Here is a 19,289-nt window from a genome sequence, read left to right on the forward strand (position 1 = left end):
GCATAAGGGAACCGCTTTCAAAACAGCATTGTGTCCAGGCATATTCTTTTGGAAAAGAACGTCCGCGGTCTCCTTCAATATATCCTTTAGCATTAATGAAATCATATCGGTGGCCGTTTAGGTAGATATTTCCGTTAACGGTATGTTTCATGCTCACTACGCTATGGCGGCATTCCATAAAAGGGACATAACAAAAAGGTCCCATTATATCATATTTTATGGGAGTCAGGTCTCCGAATATTATATTGCCGGATATTTCAAGATCAGGTGAGACTGTATCAAAGGTCATCCCGTTTTCACCAAGATAGTTTTTTGAGATATTAATGTGAAGATTTGATTTTTGATGTTGTATATATTTATAGGGGAATTTTGCTATAAATGAAGCTTCATCAGTAATGACCTGAAGAGAACAGTACCGTTTAATTTTTGATTTGTGACTGGCGGCAATGACAGCAAGAGTTTCGGAATCAGACTGACATTTGAAATACCACCCGCAGAAATAATCATTCATGTGATATATCTCGCTTTTTAAAAAAATTTGTTTCAGTTATTGTTCCCTTCAGGATTGAAATTATTCTATTATCAGCCGCCTGCGACTACTCTTCTGAGTACAACTTTGTCTCCATCGCAGACTATGGTGGCTTCGTAGTCTGCCGGTCGGATACGTACGTCATTGACCTTGACCATGGCACGGCTCATTTTCTGTTCTTTCATCAGATCAGCGATACTCATACCGTCGCTTAGTTCAGTTTCTTTTTGATTTAATATTACTTTCATTGTCACCCCTCCTTTTAAAGTCCTATATATTCGGCATATACGGCCTTAGCGCGCTTTTCATCGCTTACATGTTTTATGATGGCCCTGCCGTTTTTAAATAATTTTATTTCTATATTTCCATCATTGAAATCAAGTGTATATTTTGTATATTTTACAGTTCCCTGAGAACTGAGTTTTTCAGCGTATTTTTCAAAACTGATTTCGCCTTCTTTTTTAGGGATCACCTGTACAGAATCTTTTCCGCACATTGTAGCTGTCTGTGACCCTGTGACTTTGCCGTAGAAGGCATAGTCCTTTTTACCGCAGACAGGACAGTCGGGATCTTTGTCTACCGGAATATATTCAAAATAGTTTTCCCATACATCAAAAGACACCAGATCATGGCGTACAGCATCTGAACCTGTAAGGAGCTTAAGCACCTCAGCTGATTGAAGAGCGGCAACCATACTTGCCGCAGAATTGAGTATACCTACCGTAGCACATGTAGGCTGCTCTCCGGGAGAGTATTCTTCTTCACCGAGAAAACATTTCAGACATGGCTGATTGCTGCCGGGCAGGATATTCATAGTCATACCGGATGACGCCAAAGTACCTCCGTATATCCATGGCTTTTTAAGATGGTGGCAGGCTTCATTGAGAAGGAGTCGAACCTCCATGCTGTCTGTGGCGTCAACTATAAGATCTACATCTTCTATGAGATTATCTATTGTTCCGCTGTTTATATCTGTGATAACCGGATCTATAGTGATTTCGGAATTGACGGATCTGAGATATTCAGAAGCTGCAATAGCCTTGGGAGTTTCGTCTTCGGCTTCTTTTTCAGTGAATATCGTCTGTCTTTGAAGTTCTGCTGTTTCTATATAATCTCCGTCTATAAGCCGTATGTATCCGACACCGGCTCTGGCGAGATTATTGGCAACAGCAGCGCCTATTGAACTCATTTCTATGATAGCTACACGGGCTTTTTTTATTTTTTCCTGACCTTTTTTCCCGAGACCAGCAAAGATCTCTTGTCTTACATATCGTGATATAGTATTGCTGTTATCCATTTTATAATTCACCTCTGCTTATAATACCGATGCTTTCTATGCAAGCTTCGATTTCTTCGTCATCAGTAAAATATCCCGGGCTGATGCGAACAGTTCCTCCTGTATCAAGCGTTCCTATGGTCTTGTGAGCATCGGGAGCACAGTGAAGACCGCTTCTTGTTGCTATATTGAATACCTGATCGAGGTAAATGGAGACATCCTGTGATTCAAAGCCATCTATGGTTATAGATACTACAGGCCCTCGATCATGGTTCAATGGACTGTAGATATTTACGCCGGGTAGTTTTATGAGGCCGTTTATAAGCATATCCGTCAGTTCTTTGTCACGTGCATGTATTTTGTCAATTCCTTCATCCATGATAAATTTTATACCGGCTCCAAGACCTGCTATTCCGGGAACATTTAATGTACCGCTTTCATATTTATCGGGTCTGTCGTCAGGCTGGTGAAGCATTTCTGATCGGCTCCCTGTTCCTCCCTGTTTTAAAGTTTTCAGTTCTATGCCCGGCTTTATATAAAGACCTCCGGTTCCCTGGGGGCCGTAAAGACATTTGTGTCCGGGAAATGCCAGCATATCTATGTTCATTTCCTGTACATCTATTTTTAAAGCCCCCGCGGACTGAGAAGCGTCTACGAGAAATAATATCCTCTGCTGTCTGCATATTTTTCCGATGGCAGCAATATCATTGATTGTTCCTGTTACATTTGAAATATGAGTGAATACTGCCAGTTTAGTATTTTCTTTTATTGCAGCGGCGACATCGTCAGGATTAACACCTGTTTCGAGGGATGCTTTTATTTTGGTTACTTCGACTCCCGCATCTTTTAAGTGCTCGAGAGGTCTGGCAACCGAGTTGTGCTCCAGAGAGGATGTGATAATGTGATCCCCTTTTGTTACAGAGCCTTGTATGGCAAGGTTTAGAGCATCTGTCGCGTTGAAGCAGAATATGATAGATTCAGGATTCTCTGCATGAAACAGGCGGCTGCACAGAAATCTTGTTTCCGCTACTATATCTCCTGCAGCCAAGGAGATCTTGTGACCGGATCTTCCGGGATTGCCTGAAGCATTTATTAATGCGTCATTGACAGCGGAGTATACTGTCATCGGCTTTTTTCCGGATGTTGCTGCATAATCTAAATAAATCATAATTTGCCTTCCTTTATTATTTATAAAATATCGATTTGTGATATTAACTGAATATAACAAAGCTTATAGCCAAAATAATCGGCAAAGCCGACTTTATTCTGAATTATATTTTATTTTAACACATAACTTGTTTACTGTAACGAGAAAAATATTAAAATAATAACCGGTATAAAATACGTGAGAATGGTTTTTATGGCAAAAGTCACTCCTATTTGATATAATAAAACGTCAGAGGGGAGAACACGATGATTTATAACAATATTTTAGAAGCAATGGGGAATACACCTATAATAAAACTCGGGCATATGGGAGATAAAGAAGGCGCTGAGATACTTGTTAAATTTGAAGGCCTCAATGTAGGAGGCTCTATAAAGACGAGAACAGCTTATAACATGATACGGGATGCCGAGAAAAAGGGTCTCATAAATAAGGATACGGTAATAGTAGAGCCTACCAGCGGTAATCAGGGCATAGGGCTTGCGCTTGTAGGGGCTGTAAGAGGATATGAGACGAAAATAATAATGCCTGATTCAGTAAGTGAGGAAAGACGAAAGCTTGTGGCTCATTATGGAGCCGAGGTGATTCTTGTGCATGATGCAGGCAATATCGGTGAATGTATAGAAGAATGTCTTCAAACTGCGTTGAGGATGCAGCGGCAAGATCCGAGAGTGTTTGTGCCACAGCAGTTTGAAAATCCTGCTAATCCACAGATACAGAGGAATCAGACGGCTGAGGAAATCTTAAAACAAGTGGACGGACCGATACATGGATTCTGCTCGGGAATAGGAACAGGAGGAACCATCACAGGAATCGGTGAGAGGCTCAAAGAAGAAAATCCTGATATAGAGATCTGGGCAGTGGAGCCCGAACATGCATCTATACTTTCAGGGGGCTCCATAGGAACTCATCTTCAGATGGGCATAGGAGACGGTGTGATACCGGAGATACTGAATCAGAAAATATATGATGATATCTGTATAGTAAAAGATGGGGAAGCTATAAAAACATCAAAGGATCTGGCATCAAAGGAGGGCATTATGTGCGGAATATCAAGCGGCACTAATGTAGCGGCTGCCATAAAACTGGCAAGGAAACTGGGCAAGGGTAAAACTGTGGTAACGGTGCTTCCTGATACGGCTGAGAGATATTTTTCAACGCCGCTGTTTGGTTAGTTGGTAGGATCGAATATGTAATATATTGTCTTGAATTGGTTTGGAGGCCGCGATGAAATACGATTTTGACGAGATTATTGACAGAAGGAATACAAGCTGTGAGAATGTGGAAGGTTTCAGATCATATATATTTCCTGAAGATCCTGATATAATACTCCCGGTTCCTGATGAAGAAATGATAAGGATGTGGGTGGCCGATATGGAGTTTGCAGTAGCTCCTGAGATTTGTCAAGCAATAAGAGATCGGGTAAACAAGAGGATATTTGGATATACAGGTGTTTTCGGAGCAGAGTATCGTGATACTTTTGCAAGGTGGTGCTCAGTTAAATATGACTGGAGTTTCCCCGCTGAACAGCTGGTTTTCTCTCCGGGAATAGTACCGGCTCTTTATGAATTGGTAGGAAATATCACACAGCCCGATGAAAAGGTGTTGTTTCTTACTCCTGCTTATGGGTTTTTCAAGCATGCATGTAGATATAACAATCGTGAATTCGTAAGTTCTGATATGTTGAATAAAGATGGCGATTTTTTTGCGGACGTGGATGATTTTGCAAAGAAGGCTGCAGATCCAAAGGTAAAACTGGTGATATGGTGCAATCCTCATAATCCTACCGGAAGGGTATGGTCTGACAAAGAGGCTCGAAAAATAGGAGAGATAGTTGAGAAAAACGATCTTTGGATAATTTCAGATGAGATACACTGTGACCTTACGAGAAGGGATATACATCATATACCCATGGGGAAGATAATGCCGCAGTACGGGAAACTCATTACCTGTATGGCGGCAAGCAAGACTTTCAATATAGCAGGAATGATGTTTTCGAATATAATTATAAGGGATGACCGCTTGAGAAGAAAATTTGTCAGAAGTGATAAACTCGGCGGTTTGGTGAATCCTCTTTCTCTTGAAGCAAACCTTGCTGCATACAAAAAGGGAGGACCGTGGCTTGATGAACTGAAATCCTATCTTGACGGTAATTTTCGTTTCGCAGTGGATTTTATAAGAAAAAACATTCATGGAGCTATATGTAAAGTTCCGGAAGCGACTTATCTTTTGTGGTTAGACCTCAGAAAATGCGGTATAGATATCAGTGATCTTTCAAGATTTTTTGCCCAGGAAGCAGGTGTTCTTGTAGAGAGCGGCAATAAATTGTTTGTAGGAAATGCCGATGGTTTTGTCAGAATAAACTTAGCCATGCCAAGGGCTTTAGTGAAAGAAGGTCTTTGCCGAATGGCCAAGGCAGTTTCAAATAATTGCAGAACCATATGATTAGTGATTAGATACTTTCAGATAAAAATATGCTATAATGATGTTGACACAGCAATGAGCTACATATGTTTTGTGATGCTGTAACGGAATAATTTTAAAATGGAGGAATAGATATGGATAATAATAAACGCCCTGAATCTATGAAGCGGATAACGACTCAGGCTTTGGCTGATACTTTTATAGGAGAGCAGATAGAGAAAATAAAGAAGCAAGTAGGAGACAAAAAAGTGCTGCTTGCTCTTTCAGGCGGCGTAGATTCATCAGTAGTAGCTGCGCTTCTTATAAAAGCCATAGGAAAACAGCTTGTATGTGTTCATGTGAATCATGGTTTGCTTCGAAAGGGAGAACCTGAGCAGGTAGTCGAAGTGTTCAGGAATCAGATGAACGCTAACCTGATATATGTAGATGCAGTTGACAGATTCTTGGATAAGCTAGCGGGTATTGCTGATCCTGAGCAGAAGCGTAAAATAATAGGCGCAGAGTTTATCAGAGTATTTGAGGAGGAGGCCCGTAAGCAGGAAGGAATAGAATTCCTGGCTCAGGGTACTATTTATCCGGATATTATAGAAAGTGACGGCGTTAAGGCTCATCATAATGTGGGAGGCTTGCCTGACGATATGCAGTTTGAGCTGGTTGAACCTGTGAGATTGCTTTTTAAGGATGAAGTGCGTATCGTGGGAAAGGCTTTGGGACTTCCTGACAATATGGTCTTTCGTCAGCCGTTCCCGGGTCCGGGGCTGGGAGTAAGATGTCTTGGAGCTATAACTCGGGACAGACTTGAAGCGGTCAGAGAATCAGACGCTATACTTCGTGAGGAATTTGCCAAGAATGGTCTGGAGGGTAAGGTTTGGCAGTATTTTACCGCAGTTCCTGATTTTAAATCTGTAGGTGTGAAAGATGGAGCGAGAACGTTTGCTTATCCCGTTATAATCAGAGCCGTCAATACAGTAGATGCTATGACAGCGACAGTTGAAGACGTACCGTTCTCATTACTTCAGCATATAACCGAGAGGATTACTCATGAAGTTCAAGGTGTTAATAGAGTGCTTTATGACCTGACACCGAAACCGGCTGGGACGATAGAGTGGGAATAAGTTAAAATAGGCTTTTGAGTCCCGAAAACCCTTGAAAACACTGGGTTTTTCGGGATTCTTGTTTTTACTGGCTACAAAATGGCTACATTAGCCGATTTTTTTGTAGCCACTTTCTTTTTCTGTGGCTTTAGCCGCCATAACATCAAGCTGATTAGCTACCTCCGTCTGCTTATTAGGATACAGGTGACTGTAGGTGTCCATGGTGGTCTGCACCCTTTCATGGCCTAAACGCTCTGCAACCAGAAGCGGTGTACAACCCATATCAATCAGCAGACTGGCGTGGGTGTGGCGAACATCGTGCACTCTGATCTTCTGGGTTCCAGACTTGTCACAGCCGTATTTCATCTGTCTGCCAACCCAGCCCTTATCATAAGGGAAGATGCGGTCTGTAGGCTGTAAATCGTAGATAGTAGCCATATACTCACGGAGACAGGTTTCCAGCACCTTCGGCATAACAACCTCTCGATAGCCAGCTTCGGTCTTAGGCGGATAGATGTAGTCCTTGCCGTTCAGACGCTGATAGTTCTTGTTGACCGAAATGATCTGCCTGTTGAAATCAATATCTTCCGGTGTCAGAGCTAACAGCTCGCCTACACGCAGTCCTGTGTAATACAGAACCATGAATACGGTGTAGCCAACAGGTCTGCTCTCCATGGCTTCAATGAACACCTTGAATTCCTCGTTCGTCCAGAACAGCATTTCATCGGCGTTTTTCTTACCCATGGTTCCTGCCTTGTGACAGGGGTTCTCTTTCAATCCGTAGAACTTCACTGCAAAGTTGAAGGCTGCGGTGAGCTGGTTATTGATGGTTCGCAGATAAGTTGGTGCGTAACCTCTGCCATTTTTCTGGCGGTAGTTGATTAACTCATTTTGCCAGTTACGAATATCGGTAGGTTTGATTTCGTTGACGGGCATTTCTCCAAAATACGGGAGGACTTTCTTATCGAACAGATAGCGCTTGTTGGCATAAGTAGTTTCTCTGGTGCGAGGAACTGCATCCTTCATATAGATTTCGACGAAATCCTTGAAGTTCATGCCCAGGCTGCCCTTTGACTGGTTAATAAAATCATTTTCCCATTGTAAGGCTTCTTTCTTTGTATTGAAGCCTCTTTTCTTTTTGTGGATCTCCTTTCCTGTTCAATCCTTTACACGGATTTGAGACATCCATTTTCCAGTGTTCGTATCTCTTGTTACTGACATTGTGTTCTCCTTTTCTTTCCCAATGTCAGACCTTAATTATTTCTCAGAACCGAACTCCTTTTCAAGATAGGCTCTGCGACGAGCCAAACGCTCGTCCTCGTCAAGTTCTTCCGGTTCCACACATTCCACGGAAGCCCCAGCATAGTACGCAAGGGTCTGCTCTTGCCAGCTATGTAATGCTGCAGGAGAACAGTTGTAGCTGCGCATATCCTCACGCATTTCTTCCCATTGTTCTAAGAACAGGCACATATCCGCATTATGGTCTGCATCCATTTCTTTGCCGTTAAAACGGATGGAGCAAGTCCACTCATTGCTGCGGGGCGGTTTCTTTACATCTACATCGAATTTGAGAGAAGAAACCTTGTTCAGTTCAAACAGGAAGCTCATTATGTCGGCAAGACTTCTGATCGGCGCCGTATTGGTTTCGTAGCCAAGAATGAAAGTCGGCGTTGTATCAAGATGTTTTGCCAGTGCATTTACGACATCAATGGAAACCTCGATTTCTCCGGTTTCGTACTTTTGTACGGTACGCAGAGATTTACCGAGCAGGTTTGCCAGTTGTGTCTGATTCAGCCCTTTGCGTTTTCGCAGTGTTTTTATCCGCTGGCCGATTGCGGAGTAATCGAAATTGTCCATAGTTGATTCACCTCGTATTTATCATATCACAAAGAAATATGAATTTCAAGTGCATATTTCTATTCCGCAAGTGTTGACAAAAGCAGCGTTTATTCGTATAATGAAGGCGTATTAAAAGTGCGTATTTGCAAAAACACAACAAAAATGAATGAATAAAAAATACGCAAATCAACTTTTGGACACAGGAGGTAACCATGAGAGCACAGTTTATTACAGCAGAAGAGGTGCAGCGGGTATTGGACATCAGTCGCAGCAAGTCTTATCAAATCATCAGAGATTTGAATAAGGAGTTGAAAAGTATGGGCTATCATACCATCGCAGGAAAATGCCCAATCCAGTTCTTTAAGCAGAAGTTTTACGGTCTGGAAATCGGAGGTGATAACAATTGAGGCAAGAAAATGAAAAAACGACCGTCCCGCTTCCATCTGTTGGCGCAGATGGGGAACAGTCGCTTTCCTATGTAACAAATGAAATTATAGCAATTGGGAATGAAGAAATCAATCCCGTAGATGAAAGTATGGAGGAAGTTTTTCGCCAGATGCAACGAATGAATGATCCGGCATATCTACACACGGTGTCTATGAATGAGTTGTACGAAACAGTATATCAGAGCAGACCGCCTGTCATTGACGGTCTGCTCTACTCCGGAACGTATCTGTTTGCCGGAGCACCAAAGGTGGGCAAATCATTCTTTATGGCACAGCTTGCCTACCATGTCAGCACCGGACAAAAGCTCTGGAATTATGATGTCCACCAAGGTACGGTCTTATACCTTGCTTTAGAGGACGATTACCAGAGGTTACAGGAGCGTATGTCCCGAATGTTCGGTGTAGAGGGTACAGATAGCCTGCACTTCGCCGTATATGCCAAGCAGCTCGGTGCAGGTCTTGGTGAACAGCTTGAAAAGTTCATTAAGGAACATCCGGACACAAGGCTGATTATCATTGATACCTTACAGAAAATTCGGGAGGTCAGCACCGACAATTACAGCTATGCCAATGATTATGAGATTGTCGGGCGCATGAAGCAGTTTGCAGATAAAAACGGTATGTGTCTATTACTTGTACACCACACACGAAAGCAACAGGCCGGAGATAAATTTGAGATGATTTCCGGTACGACAGGATTGCTTGGCTGTGCGGATGGAGCATTCCTGATGCAGAAGGAAAAGCAAACTGATCTGAGTGCTACCCTTGAAATTGTCGGCAGAGATCAGCCAGATCAAAAGCTCTATCTAAAAAGGGATTCCGAGAAGCTGATATGGATGCTCGACCGTGCGGAAACAGAGTTATGGAAAAATCCGCCAGACCCATTGCTGGATAAGGTTGCTGCTGTGATTACAGAGGACAATCCGGTATGGAACGGCAGCGCAACGGAATTGGCTGGATTACTGCAAGATGAGATACAGCCTAACATCCTGACCCGCAGGCTCAATGTTAAGGCTGGAGAATTGCTGAACGAATATCAGATTGAGTATTCCGTAAAGCGCACTCGCAACGGTAGTTTTATTAGCCTGACAAGAAAGACCGTGTAACGATTGGTGACGGTTGTGACGATTAAAATGACAGCAGGAGCGGTATCAAAAATACCGTCACAATCGTCACAACCGTCACGGAAAGGATGGGAAAGGAACGAATGAAGAATGTACAGATTCCCTATGAATTATTTCTGGCTCTGCTTCAGTACCATTTGATGATGGAGGACGATTATGAGGACGAAATCTGATATGGTCTGGAACAAAAGCTAGAAGCTATGGTAAGGCACGAATTGTATGCCAAGTACAAGACTGCCCCTACCCCGGAGGAGCGTGAAGCAGCCCGTCAACGCTATCTGGATGAGCGTGGTGTGCCGGGTAGCTTTCGCTGATAATTTCCCTTTGATGACAGAGACAGGAACGTGCCACGTTCCTGTTATCGACAGACAAGGAAAGGTGGTTCTGATCATAATGAGCAGAAACAAAAGCTCCAACGCATCTCCCGTCCCCATCGAGAAATCCGCAGATTTTGAGATGGACTGTCAGAGCAGATTGTTAGATTTGCGCTGACAATGGGCGGCAACAACGAGCAAAATCTTTTGGGAGTATGATGCTGACCATGCTGATTTTTGAGGATTGTGTACCACATACAAGCCGAGAAAAGCAGCTAAGGCTCCCGCAGGAGCCGCATACTCCCTCGGAGAGCGCAATGCGCTTTTGATGCGTAGTGTCAAAAGTGCTTTAGCGTTACTTTTGACAAAAGTAACAAAACCCGCCGCCGAGCGGCGAAACGTATCTTGATAAGAACAGGAATTTTGGAGGTGACAGCTATAAAAAGAACAATCAGTGCTATGTCCGGTGACGGAGTGGTTGCCCACAACCGCCGCACCTATATTGCAGAAAATGTAGACCAGACACGAACCCATCTGAATATCGAATATTGCTACACACCGATTGAAGAAGCGTACCATCAGTTGTTCGATGAAGCGCAAGCCGAATACAATGCTAAGCAGAAACGCAAAGATCGTCGTGTTGAAAATTACTACGAAAAAATCTGTAATGGAGATCAGGAAAAGCCGTTTTATGAAGTGATTTTCCAAGTTGGTAACAAAGACAATATGGCTGCTGCCGGAGAAAATGGTGAACTGGCAAAAACAATCCTGGACAAGTTTTATCACAGTTTCCTTGAACGCAATCCACATCTCCATGTATTCTCAGCTCATCTGCACATGGACGAAGCAACACCCCATCTGCACATCGACTTCATCCCGTTCACCACCGGAAGCAAGCGAGGACTATCCACTCGTGTATCACTGAAACAGGCTCTTGCCGATCAGGGCATCACCGGCGAGGGTCGTTCTCTGACAGAGCGTGACCTATGGGTGCAAAAAGAGAAAGAAGCTCTTGCAGCAATCATGTTGGAGCATGGTATCGAATGGGAGCAGAAAGGCGAACACAAGGAGCATCTGAGTGTTCTCGAATTTAAGCGAGAAAAACGTAAAGATGAGCTTGCCGAACTGGAGCAGACCATCGAGCGTGTTCAGCAGCAACAGATTTCTATCAAAGCTGTGGAGCAGATCGAAGCCAAGCCCCTGCCGCTATCATCCAAAGTGGCAGTCGAGAAAGCGGATTTTCAGAACCTTGTTACCGCAGCACAGAAATATGTGGTGCAGGAAAAGCAGGAAGGCAAGCTAAAAAAGCTCCTACGATAAGCCAAGAAAACTATTGCTGATTTGAAAGCAAAGATCGAATCGCTGGTTACAGAGCTTGCTGCGACCAAGGATGAGTTGGCTCAATACAAGTCCGTCCGTGGGCAGCTTCGCAACAATGAACTGGAGCAGGAGAACGATCGGCTTCGTAAGAGGATTCGCACCTATGAGGATGTGATTTCACGGAATAACCTGTGGTCGTATTTTTCCAAGCACAAAGGAAGATCCGTGGAGAAAGATACAGTTAAGTAACACAAGTATAACAGATGGTAAATATCACAGACCTCCATGTTACATTGCATGGAGGTCTGTTTTAATATCATGGTATCGTGATTTTTATTTTAATTTCTTGTTTTAATATTGAGATTTAATCGTATATGTGGTATTATGATTAAAACCGACAACTAATATGGAGGTGGCATATGAAGGTCTGTTATGATAAGCTCTGGAAGCTTTTGATAGATAAAAAGATGAAAAAAACAGATTTAATTCGAGAAGCGAAGATAAGTTCTAATGTTTTAGCTAAAATGGGGAAAGAAGAATCAGTATCTCTGGAAAGTATCGGAAAGATATGCTCCCTGTTTGGTTGTAATGTTGACGATATATTAGAATTTCAGTCACCAGAACAAATAACAACCAATAGTGGAGAGTAAAAGCCAATGAGATATTTAGGAAATAAAGAGTCAATATTGACTGAAATAAGTGATTTGCTCGAATCACAAGGATTGTTGAAAGATGGATTTGTATTATTTGATGCTTTTTGTGGTTCTGGCTCTGTTGCAGATTATTTCAAATCATACTATGACATCATCATAAATGATAATTTGACATGGTCTGTAATATATGCAAAGGGGCGTGTTTGCGCACCTGTATGCACATTTGAAAGATTGGGGTTTGATCCATTTGAATATCTGAATTCAAATGAGAACTCAGTTCAGGGCTTTATGTATAAAAACTATGCACCTACAGAGAGTGCAAGAATGTACTTTACTCCTGAAAATGCTGGAAGAATTGATTATTTTAGAAAGCAAATTGAAGATTGGAAAAATGAAGACCTTCTTTCTGAAGAAGAATATTGTTATTTGATTGCTTGTCTCATTGAATCTGTTTCTGACGTGTCAAATACAGCGGGTGTTTATGGAGCATTTCTTAAGAAATGGGATTCAAGAGCTACAAAAAGAATTGTGTTCAGCAAGGTTGACTTCCGTCCAGCCAAATATAAATCGATAAGAACATATAATGCAAAAATTGAGGACATCATTGAAGAAGTCGAGTGTGACATTCTCTATTTGGATCCTCCCTATACCCAAAATCAATATGGCACACAGTATCATCTTTTGGAAACATTGGTGCTTGATGATAATCCCTCTATCAGTAAAGTAACAGGTTCCCGAAGCACGGCTCCAATGCGTTCTGACTGGTCAAAAGAATATAAAGCTAACATTCTTTTTGACCGTATTCTTGCAAAAACAAAGGCGAAGTACATTGTCTTAAGCTATAACAATGATGGCTTCATGTCTAAGGAGTACATAGAGGCAGCAATGAAGCGCTACGGCAAGCCAGAAACTTTTGTTTGCAAGAAAATAGCATATAAGAAGTACCAAAACTGGAAGTCCCAGAATGAGAATAAGCATTTTGAATATCTTTTCTTTGTAGAGAAGAAAGATATTCGTGATGTTGTTTTTGAATGTCCATTGAATTACATCGGCAGCAAGGCAAAGGTTGTTCCGGATATTTTGAAATTTCAGCCCGAAAACTACGATACGTTCATAGATGCATTTGGCGGTGGCTTTAATGTTGGAATCAATATTTCTGCAAACAAGGTCATCTATAATGATTTGAATTATCTGGTTGCGAACTTGATTCGCTCATTTAGAGAATATGATACATATGACTATTTGCTATATGTAAAACGTATTATCAAAAAATTTGGATTGGAAAAAGCAAATGGTCCGGCGTATCTGGAAGCAAGGAGCTATTACAATTCTCTTCCAACAGAAAAAAGAGATCCCAGACTGCTATTTACCATTATTCTTTATGGTTTTCAGCAGCAGATCCGCTTTAACAGCCAGCATGATTTTAATAATCCTGTGGGAATGCGATGGTTCAATGATAAGATTTTAGAAAAAATGATTTGTTTCTCAAGACAAATTAAAGAGGGGAATTATGAGTTTTGTTCCCAAAACTACAAGGAATTAAGAAGCCAAATGACCCCATCTACTTTCGTATATTTTGATCCGCCATATAATTTGACTACTGGTTCTTATAATGACGGAAAAAGAGGTTTTGATGGGTGGAACAAGGAGCTTGAAGCAGAATTGTTTTCATTTGCTGATGATCTGAACCAATCTGGAGTACCTTTTATGTTGTCCTATGTTGTTGAACATAAGGGAGCGACCAACCAAGAGCTGTTAGATTGGATAAACAAAAGAGGATATCGTCTTATTCAACTTGGCGATATTATTGGCATTTCTGGAAGTCGTAGAAAGGAGGTTTTGATTGTAAATTATGGAATATAGAAATATACCACATTTTGTGATTAAAACTAATCTTCAGAAGTCAAAAAATACAGGGGTCTACTTCAGCGATGTTGCTACCCCAGAAGTGTTGAGGGACGTGTGTTATCGAATTACTGGTCAAACAGCGTTCACGCATGTGTATGTAGACAATGACTACCAAGATATGTTCTTGGAAAAATCATACAATAAAGGTCGCATGGCTATCATGCAGTATAAGGATGTTGTTAGTTACATCAGTTTTTCAGAACTGGAAATTGGAGGGAGAAACTCCAGTGTCCAGAGTGTTCCTACTGCATTCAATTTGTATTATAGCAATCCGTATCCTAAAAAACGTTTGTATTATTACTTCTTAAATGTTTCGGGAAATGCGGAGACGGATTATCAGATTTTGATTTACCGACTGATGAACACCATTGGATTTGAATTTTTGAATGCGAGTGGGAGCTTGCTGAGAAGAATTCAAGCCTTCAATTCTGTTGAGGATATTATATTCAACAGACGAATCAATGCAGGAAGAAACAGAAGTAATAATTCCACCTTTATTACAAAAGGTCACGCAGGCGAAATCGAGATTTACGGAAAAACATACGGTGCCAACAAATATGAAACCAGTTTGATTTGTTATGCCTTGTCCAGTCTGTGGCAGCAGGGACAACGTATTAAACTTTATGAAGTGCTGGAAGGTGACTTGAAAGAGTTGCCTGAAGCAAGCTTAAATGTCATAAAACAGATGGGAATCATTGATGTTGTTCCAACTGATATGACCCTTGAAAAACGAATCTATGATGGCAAGGAGACAAGCCTGCGTTCTCCTCGCTATATCTACAATTTGTTTAATAAGCTTGGTAATAAGCATTGTGCTCTTTGTAATTGCGAAATTCCAGAATTGATTCAAGGTGCGCACATTCTTCCTGTTGCTGCAATTAGGAGAATGCATTCAATTCCTATTGAGACACGCTTAGAATATGCGTTGGACGGAGATAACGGTTTGTGGCTGTGCGAAAATCATCACAAGATGTTTGACGAAGGCATGATTTCCTTCGATAACCATGGTGGCCTTTTATTGAGAAATGACATTGATCAGCGTCATATGAAGTTTATTGATGAAACAACGAAATATAAAGTTTTGCCGCCAGAATTTTTAACTGATAGGTTTTTGTGGTATTTGGAGCAGAGACGACTGGTGGGATAAGAAGCTCAGCTTGCAAAACAGTCGAACAAATTAAATGTTCGACTGTTTTGTATCATGAACAGGTAATGTTTAAATGTTTATTTAAAGGAGAGGAAAGGATGAAACTTTCAAAATTAAAACTACATAATTATCGTTGTTTTGGCAATGATGAACAGATAATCAAAATTGATGACATTACATCGTTTATAGGAAATAATAGTACTGGAAAGACCGCAGCATTATTAGCATTGAACTGTCTGTTCTCAGACAATAGTGCGGACCGAATTCTGAAACGTAGTGATTTCCACCTTCCGAAAGATATGAAACCAGAGGATATGGAATCACAGGAGCTGTATATCGAGGCGGTATTTACTTTTGATGAATTAGAGAACGGAGAAGAAGGCATTTTTTCTGTTCCAACATTTTTCAAGAGTCTTGTTGTAGATAATCCGGGTGGAACTCCATATTTACGCATTCGTTTAGAGGCGACCTGGGAAAAAAGTAGTAATGCAGAAGGAGCGATTGAAAGTAGGGCTTATTATATTACTTGCCCAGAAAGTGTGGAAATTACGGAAGAATTTAAATCAACTGCATCTCGAAAAGATTTGGACCGTATTCGAGTAATATATGTACCTGCAGTTAGGGATCCATCCAAACAATTAAAAAATGCTTCTGGTACAATGATGCACCAGATTATGAACAGTATAAACTGGAGTTCAACTATACAAGAAAAAGTCAAAGCCAAAATAAAGGAATTAAATGATCAATTTTTAGAAGAAAAAGGTGTATCAATTCTTGGAACATCTATACATTCACAATGGGAATCGTATGATTCGGACACACGATACTCAAATGCTCAGTTGCGTTTCAATAGTACAGATATTGATTCTTCTATCAAAAAATCAGAGGTCGTATTTTTGCCTACGGTAACGGGGAAAGAATGTACTATTGACGATATGAGCGATGGATTGCGTTCTTTGTTTTATATCTCCTTGGTTGATAGTATTCTTGATGTTGAAGCAAAAATTCAACAAGAAATTGATACGGACCCAGAACATATGTCGTTTAATCACAAGCCTCCTGTTTTAACAATTATTGCATTAGAAGAACCGGAAAACCATATTGCTCCACACCTAATAGGACAATTGGTTTCAAATTTAAAGAAAATAGCTTTGAAGAACAATGCTCAGACTGTTTTAACTTCCCATTCCACGTCAATTATCAAGCGATTCGATCCTGAAAAATTAAGGTATTTCCGTCTTAATACAAACGATTGTACTACCAAGGTCCATTCAATTACATTGCCCAACAAAGAAAAATTGGCTGATCAGTACAAGTTTATCAAAGAAGCTGTTAAAGCATATCCGGAATTGTATTTTGCTAAGCTCGTAATTTTGGGTGAAGGAGATAGCGAAGAAATCATATTACCCAAAATATGGAATGCCCAAAAAGGTGATGTCGATACGAGCGGCGTATCAGTTGTTCCTCTTGGCGGTAGGCATGTAAATCATTTTTGGCGACTGCTTAATGATTTGAATATCCCTCACATTACTTTGCTTGACTTTGACAGAGAACGAGAAGGTGGAGGCTGGGGACGAATTAAATATGTCCTGGAACAACTAATTCAAAACGGCTATGACAAAGCAGAATTATTGCAGACGGATTCTGGTGTTATATCCGAGCAAGAATTCGAGGGAATGCGTGATTGGGATGTTAGCGATTCGAAATCCTTGCAAAGTTGGATAGACTATTTAGAACAATATAATGTTTTCTTTTCAACGCCATTAGATATTGACTTTTTGATGTTGGAACATTATGGAGATATTTATAAAGGCTTGTTAGGTGAAAAAGAAGGTCCACGTTTGATGATAAAAGAAGAAGGAAAAGACCAACAAAAATATATTAAGGATATTGAAAAACTCCCCACTCCTTATCCGGAATATATCAAACGCATTGATGATGATGTGCGCCACGCATTAAAGCAGTGTGGTGGTGATGGAAAGACATATTCCGAAGAACAAAAAAGACTGATGGTGTGGTATACTTATTTCTTCCTTAATCGAGGGAAACCAGCTACTCATATTGAAGCATTTGCGCAAATTAGTAATGAAATGCAGATTTCGAGTATACCTGCTGTATTTGAAAGGATGATTACTGCCGCTGAAAAAGCATTGAAGGAGATCCCACATGAAAATTGTTGCGCCGGAACAATGGATGCCATGTGATGGCATTATTTTAGAAAAAAATGCTAATGCAGCAGTTAAAGCGAAGAACAATGTTCTTGTTATTGCTGGTCCGGGGGCGGGAAAGACAGAATTGTTGGCGCAAAAAGCAAGTTATCTTTTTCAAACCAACACATGCAGAGACCCGCAGAAAATATTAGCAATAAGCTTTAAAAATGATGCTGCAGATAATCTTAAAAAAAGAGTCATAAAAAGATGCGGAAAGGAAATCGAGGCTCGTTTTGTGTCAATGACATATGATGCATTTTCGAAAAGCATACTGGATCATTTTTGTTTCGCACTTCCAGAAAACCTAAGACCTGATAAATCGTATTTAGTCAATGATGCAAATATTATAGATGCCGCTTTTAAGAAAGCGGGATTTAATAACCCGCAAAAATTGCCTGCATATAAGTTGAGAACATACTATGAACAGGTTCTTTCCTCTACAGAGTTACCATTTCTAAAAAATGGTTTAGGAGAAGCGGTCTGGAAACTCTTGTTAAAGGGTTTTGATGGTTACAAGTCAACCCTTTCGTTTAAAATGATCTGTATCCTTGCAGAATACATTATTAGAACAAATCCCAAGATTAAGAGGGGGCTGCAGAGTACTTATAAACACGTGTTTTTGGATGAATTCCAGGATACTACCAATTTGCAATATAAATTGGTAAAACAGTGTTTTTTAGATTCGAAGTCAATATTGACTGCTGTCGGCGATAATAAACAACGTATTATGGTGTGGGCTGGAGCACTGAAAACTGTTTTTGATGATTTTCGAGTAGAGTTTGGTGCTGATACTAAAAAGCTCGTCATGAATCATCGTTCATCTCCAAGGCTTGTAGATTTACAGAGGAAGATGTATGCTTCCCTAAACGAAGCAGATAGTATGGTCTATGTTTCTGACGCATGGAAACCGGATGATGGTGAGGTTGCACTACTTATTGCCGAAGATGAAGAAAATGAAGCGGTAATATTGTCTAAACATATATTCGACCAGATTGAATCAGGAATTGAACCTAATAGATTATGTATTCTCTGCAAGCAAAAACCAGCAGACTATGCAGCAAAAATCATAGAGGAGCTCAGTAAATATCAGATTTATGCTCGCATAGAAGATGACTATCAGAACTTAATTAAAGAACCTGTCGTAGAAATGTTGCTGTCAATTCTTCGTTTAGCAGTTGATAGAAAGCATCCGCATGACTGGGAATTCGTCGTATCGACGACAACCAATCTTTGGAATATAGGTTCTATACAATCAAAAGATGACTATTTCAAAATGCAAGATGCTCTCAGTGATGAAATAACACAACTAAATGTTATGATGAACTCTGTTACATGCAAGAAAGATTTTCACAATTTGCTAAAGCATGCAGTTCAGTTTTGGGGAGGCAAACGCATAAAAGCGACTTTTCCTGCTTATAACCAAGGCTCTTATTTAAATGATTTATTAAATAAATTTCAAAATTATATGTGGGATGAACTTGAAGCAACACAGATGGATTGGTTGCTTTCTATAGAAAATTTTGAGGGGTTACACTCTGTACCGATTATGACCATCCATAAAAGTAAGGGCTTAGAATATGACGTGGTCTATTTTGTTGGTTTGGAAGATTCTGCGTTTTGGAATTTTAAAAATCAACCTGAAGAAGACAGATGTGCATTTTTCGTTGCGCTATCTCGTGCGAAGAAAGAAATTTTATTTACGTTTTGTAAATACCGCTATTCAAGCAGATATCCCAAACAATCACACACTCAAATTAACGAGTTCTTTGAACTGCTAAAAAGGCCTGGAGTTGCAAAGATTATCGAATGAAAGCAATCAGCCGAGCAGCTAATACCGCTC

The 19,289-nt window shown here is 40.7% G+C and carries 18 protein-coding genes and 1 pseudogene; 12 read left to right on the forward strand and 7 right to left on the reverse strand.

From position 1 onward, the window contains the following. The 4 genes from ACLR96_RS03755 to ACLR96_RS03770 form a co-directional block, all read right to left on the reverse strand. Window positions 1–511: tocopherol cyclase family protein (locus ACLR96_RS03755; protein WP_412265163.1), on the reverse strand; the 511-nt coding region annotated here is incomplete at its 3' end. A gap of 71 nt (window positions 512–582) precedes the next feature. After that, entirely contained in the window at window positions 583–777 is a 195-nt protein-coding gene (gene thiS / locus ACLR96_RS03760; protein ID WP_177270489.1) for a sulfur carrier protein ThiS, read from the reverse strand. Window positions 778–791: 14 nt separating this feature from the next. After that, the gene (locus tag ACLR96_RS03765; RefSeq protein WP_177270487.1) at window positions 792–1,826 is read right to left on the reverse strand and encodes a ThiF family adenylyltransferase; all 1,035 of its coding nucleotides are present in this window, start codon (window positions 1,824–1,826) and stop codon (window positions 792–794) included. 1 nt (window position 1,827) lies between these two features. Beyond that, on the reverse strand, window positions 1,828–2,973 hold the full coding sequence (locus ACLR96_RS03770; protein ID WP_177270485.1) for an aminotransferase class V-fold PLP-dependent enzyme: 1,146 nt from the start codon (window positions 2,971–2,973) through the stop codon (window positions 1,828–1,830). Window positions 2,974–3,218: 245 nt separating this feature from the next. Between ACLR96_RS03770 and cysK the strand changes: the two genes are divergently transcribed. The 3 genes from cysK to guaA all read left to right on the forward strand — a co-directional run bounded on the left by cysK (window position 3,219) and on the right by guaA (window position 6,509). Beyond that, on the forward strand, window positions 3,219–4,145 hold the full coding sequence (cysK, locus tag ACLR96_RS03775; protein WP_177270483.1) for a cysteine synthase A: 927 nt from the start codon (window positions 3,219–3,221) through the stop codon (window positions 4,143–4,145). Window positions 4,146–4,197: 52 nt separating this feature from the next. Continuing rightward, the gene (locus ACLR96_RS03780; protein ID WP_177270481.1) at window positions 4,198–5,415 is read left to right on the forward strand and encodes a MalY/PatB family protein; all 1,218 of its coding nucleotides are present in this window, start codon (window positions 4,198–4,200) and stop codon (window positions 5,413–5,415) included. 140 nt (window positions 5,416–5,555) lie between these two features. Next, complete coding sequence (gene guaA, locus ACLR96_RS03785; RefSeq protein ID WP_412265227.1) at window positions 5,556–6,509, forward strand: glutamine-hydrolyzing GMP synthase; 954 nt, start codon at window positions 5,556–5,558, stop codon at window positions 6,507–6,509. Between the two features lie 87 nt (window positions 6,510–6,596). Here the strand turns inward: guaA and ACLR96_RS03790 are convergent, their stop codons facing one another. From ACLR96_RS03790 to ACLR96_RS03800, 3 genes and pseudogenes are all read right to left on the reverse strand, one after another. Further along, window positions 6,597–7,544, reverse strand: coding sequence for a tyrosine-type recombinase/integrase (locus tag ACLR96_RS03790; RefSeq protein WP_412265165.1), 948 nt, complete (start codon window positions 7,542–7,544; stop codon window positions 6,597–6,599). Between the two features lie 18 nt (window positions 7,545–7,562). After that, window positions 7,563–7,634: pseudogene (locus ACLR96_RS03795) on the reverse strand (Arm DNA-binding domain-containing protein); the annotation flags it as partial. A 111-nt stretch (window positions 7,635–7,745) separates the two neighbouring features. Further along, on the reverse strand, window positions 7,746–8,345 hold the full coding sequence (locus tag ACLR96_RS03800; RefSeq protein ID WP_177270477.1) for a helix-turn-helix domain-containing protein: 600 nt from the start codon (window positions 8,343–8,345) through the stop codon (window positions 7,746–7,748). A gap of 194 nt (window positions 8,346–8,539) precedes the next feature. Here ACLR96_RS03800 and ACLR96_RS03805 point away from each other — a divergent pair, with 194 nt between their 5' ends. From ACLR96_RS03805 to ACLR96_RS03845, 9 genes are all read left to right on the forward strand, one after another. Beyond that, on the forward strand, window positions 8,540–8,734 hold the full coding sequence (locus ACLR96_RS03805; RefSeq protein ID WP_177270476.1) for an ICEBs1 excisionase: 195 nt from the start codon (window positions 8,540–8,542) through the stop codon (window positions 8,732–8,734). After that, a complete protein-coding gene (locus ACLR96_RS03810) occupies window positions 8,731–9,879 on the forward strand; it encodes an AAA family ATPase (RefSeq protein ID WP_177270474.1) in 1,149 nt (382 codons plus the stop codon). Before ACLR96_RS03805 ends, ACLR96_RS03810 begins: the two co-directional genes overlap by 4 nt. A 273-nt stretch (window positions 9,880–10,152) precedes the next feature. Beyond that, window positions 10,153–10,389, forward strand: coding sequence for a hypothetical protein (locus ACLR96_RS03815; protein WP_412265167.1), 237 nt, complete (start codon window positions 10,153–10,155; stop codon window positions 10,387–10,389). A gap of 227 nt (window positions 10,390–10,616) precedes the next feature. After that, window positions 10,617–11,531: a plasmid recombination protein gene (locus ACLR96_RS03820; RefSeq protein ID WP_412265169.1), complete on the forward strand. Its 915-nt coding sequence runs from the start codon at window positions 10,617–10,619 to the stop codon at window positions 11,529–11,531. Window positions 11,532–11,950: 419 nt separating this feature from the next. Continuing rightward, on the forward strand, window positions 11,951–12,181 hold the full coding sequence (locus ACLR96_RS03825) for a helix-turn-helix domain-containing protein (RefSeq protein ID WP_412265171.1): 231 nt from the start codon (window positions 11,951–11,953) through the stop codon (window positions 12,179–12,181). A 6-nt stretch (window positions 12,182–12,187) separates the two neighbouring features. Further along, complete coding sequence (locus ACLR96_RS03830) at window positions 12,188–14,047, forward strand: DNA adenine methylase (protein WP_412265172.1); 1,860 nt, start codon at window positions 12,188–12,190, stop codon at window positions 14,045–14,047. Further along, the gene (locus tag ACLR96_RS03835) at window positions 14,037–15,239 is read left to right on the forward strand and encodes an HNH endonuclease (protein ID WP_412265174.1); all 1,203 of its coding nucleotides are present in this window, start codon (window positions 14,037–14,039) and stop codon (window positions 15,237–15,239) included. The genes ACLR96_RS03830 and ACLR96_RS03835 overlap by 11 nt, the downstream gene beginning before the upstream one ends. A gap of 98 nt (window positions 15,240–15,337) precedes the next feature. Further along, complete coding sequence (locus tag ACLR96_RS03840) at window positions 15,338–17,443, forward strand: ATP-dependent nuclease (RefSeq protein WP_412265176.1); 2,106 nt, start codon at window positions 15,338–15,340, stop codon at window positions 17,441–17,443. Beyond that, the gene (locus tag ACLR96_RS03845; RefSeq protein ID WP_412265178.1) at window positions 17,406–19,259 is read left to right on the forward strand and encodes a UvrD-helicase domain-containing protein; all 1,854 of its coding nucleotides are present in this window, start codon (window positions 17,406–17,408) and stop codon (window positions 19,257–19,259) included. The genes ACLR96_RS03840 and ACLR96_RS03845 overlap by 38 nt, the downstream gene beginning before the upstream one ends. The last annotated feature ends 30 nt before the right edge of the window (window positions 19,260–19,289 follow it).

Origin of the sequence: Lentihominibacter sp., assembly GCF_046951855.1 — a bacterium.
Lineage (GTDB): Bacteria > Bacillota > Clostridia > Peptostreptococcales > Anaerovoracaceae > Lentihominibacter > Lentihominibacter hominis.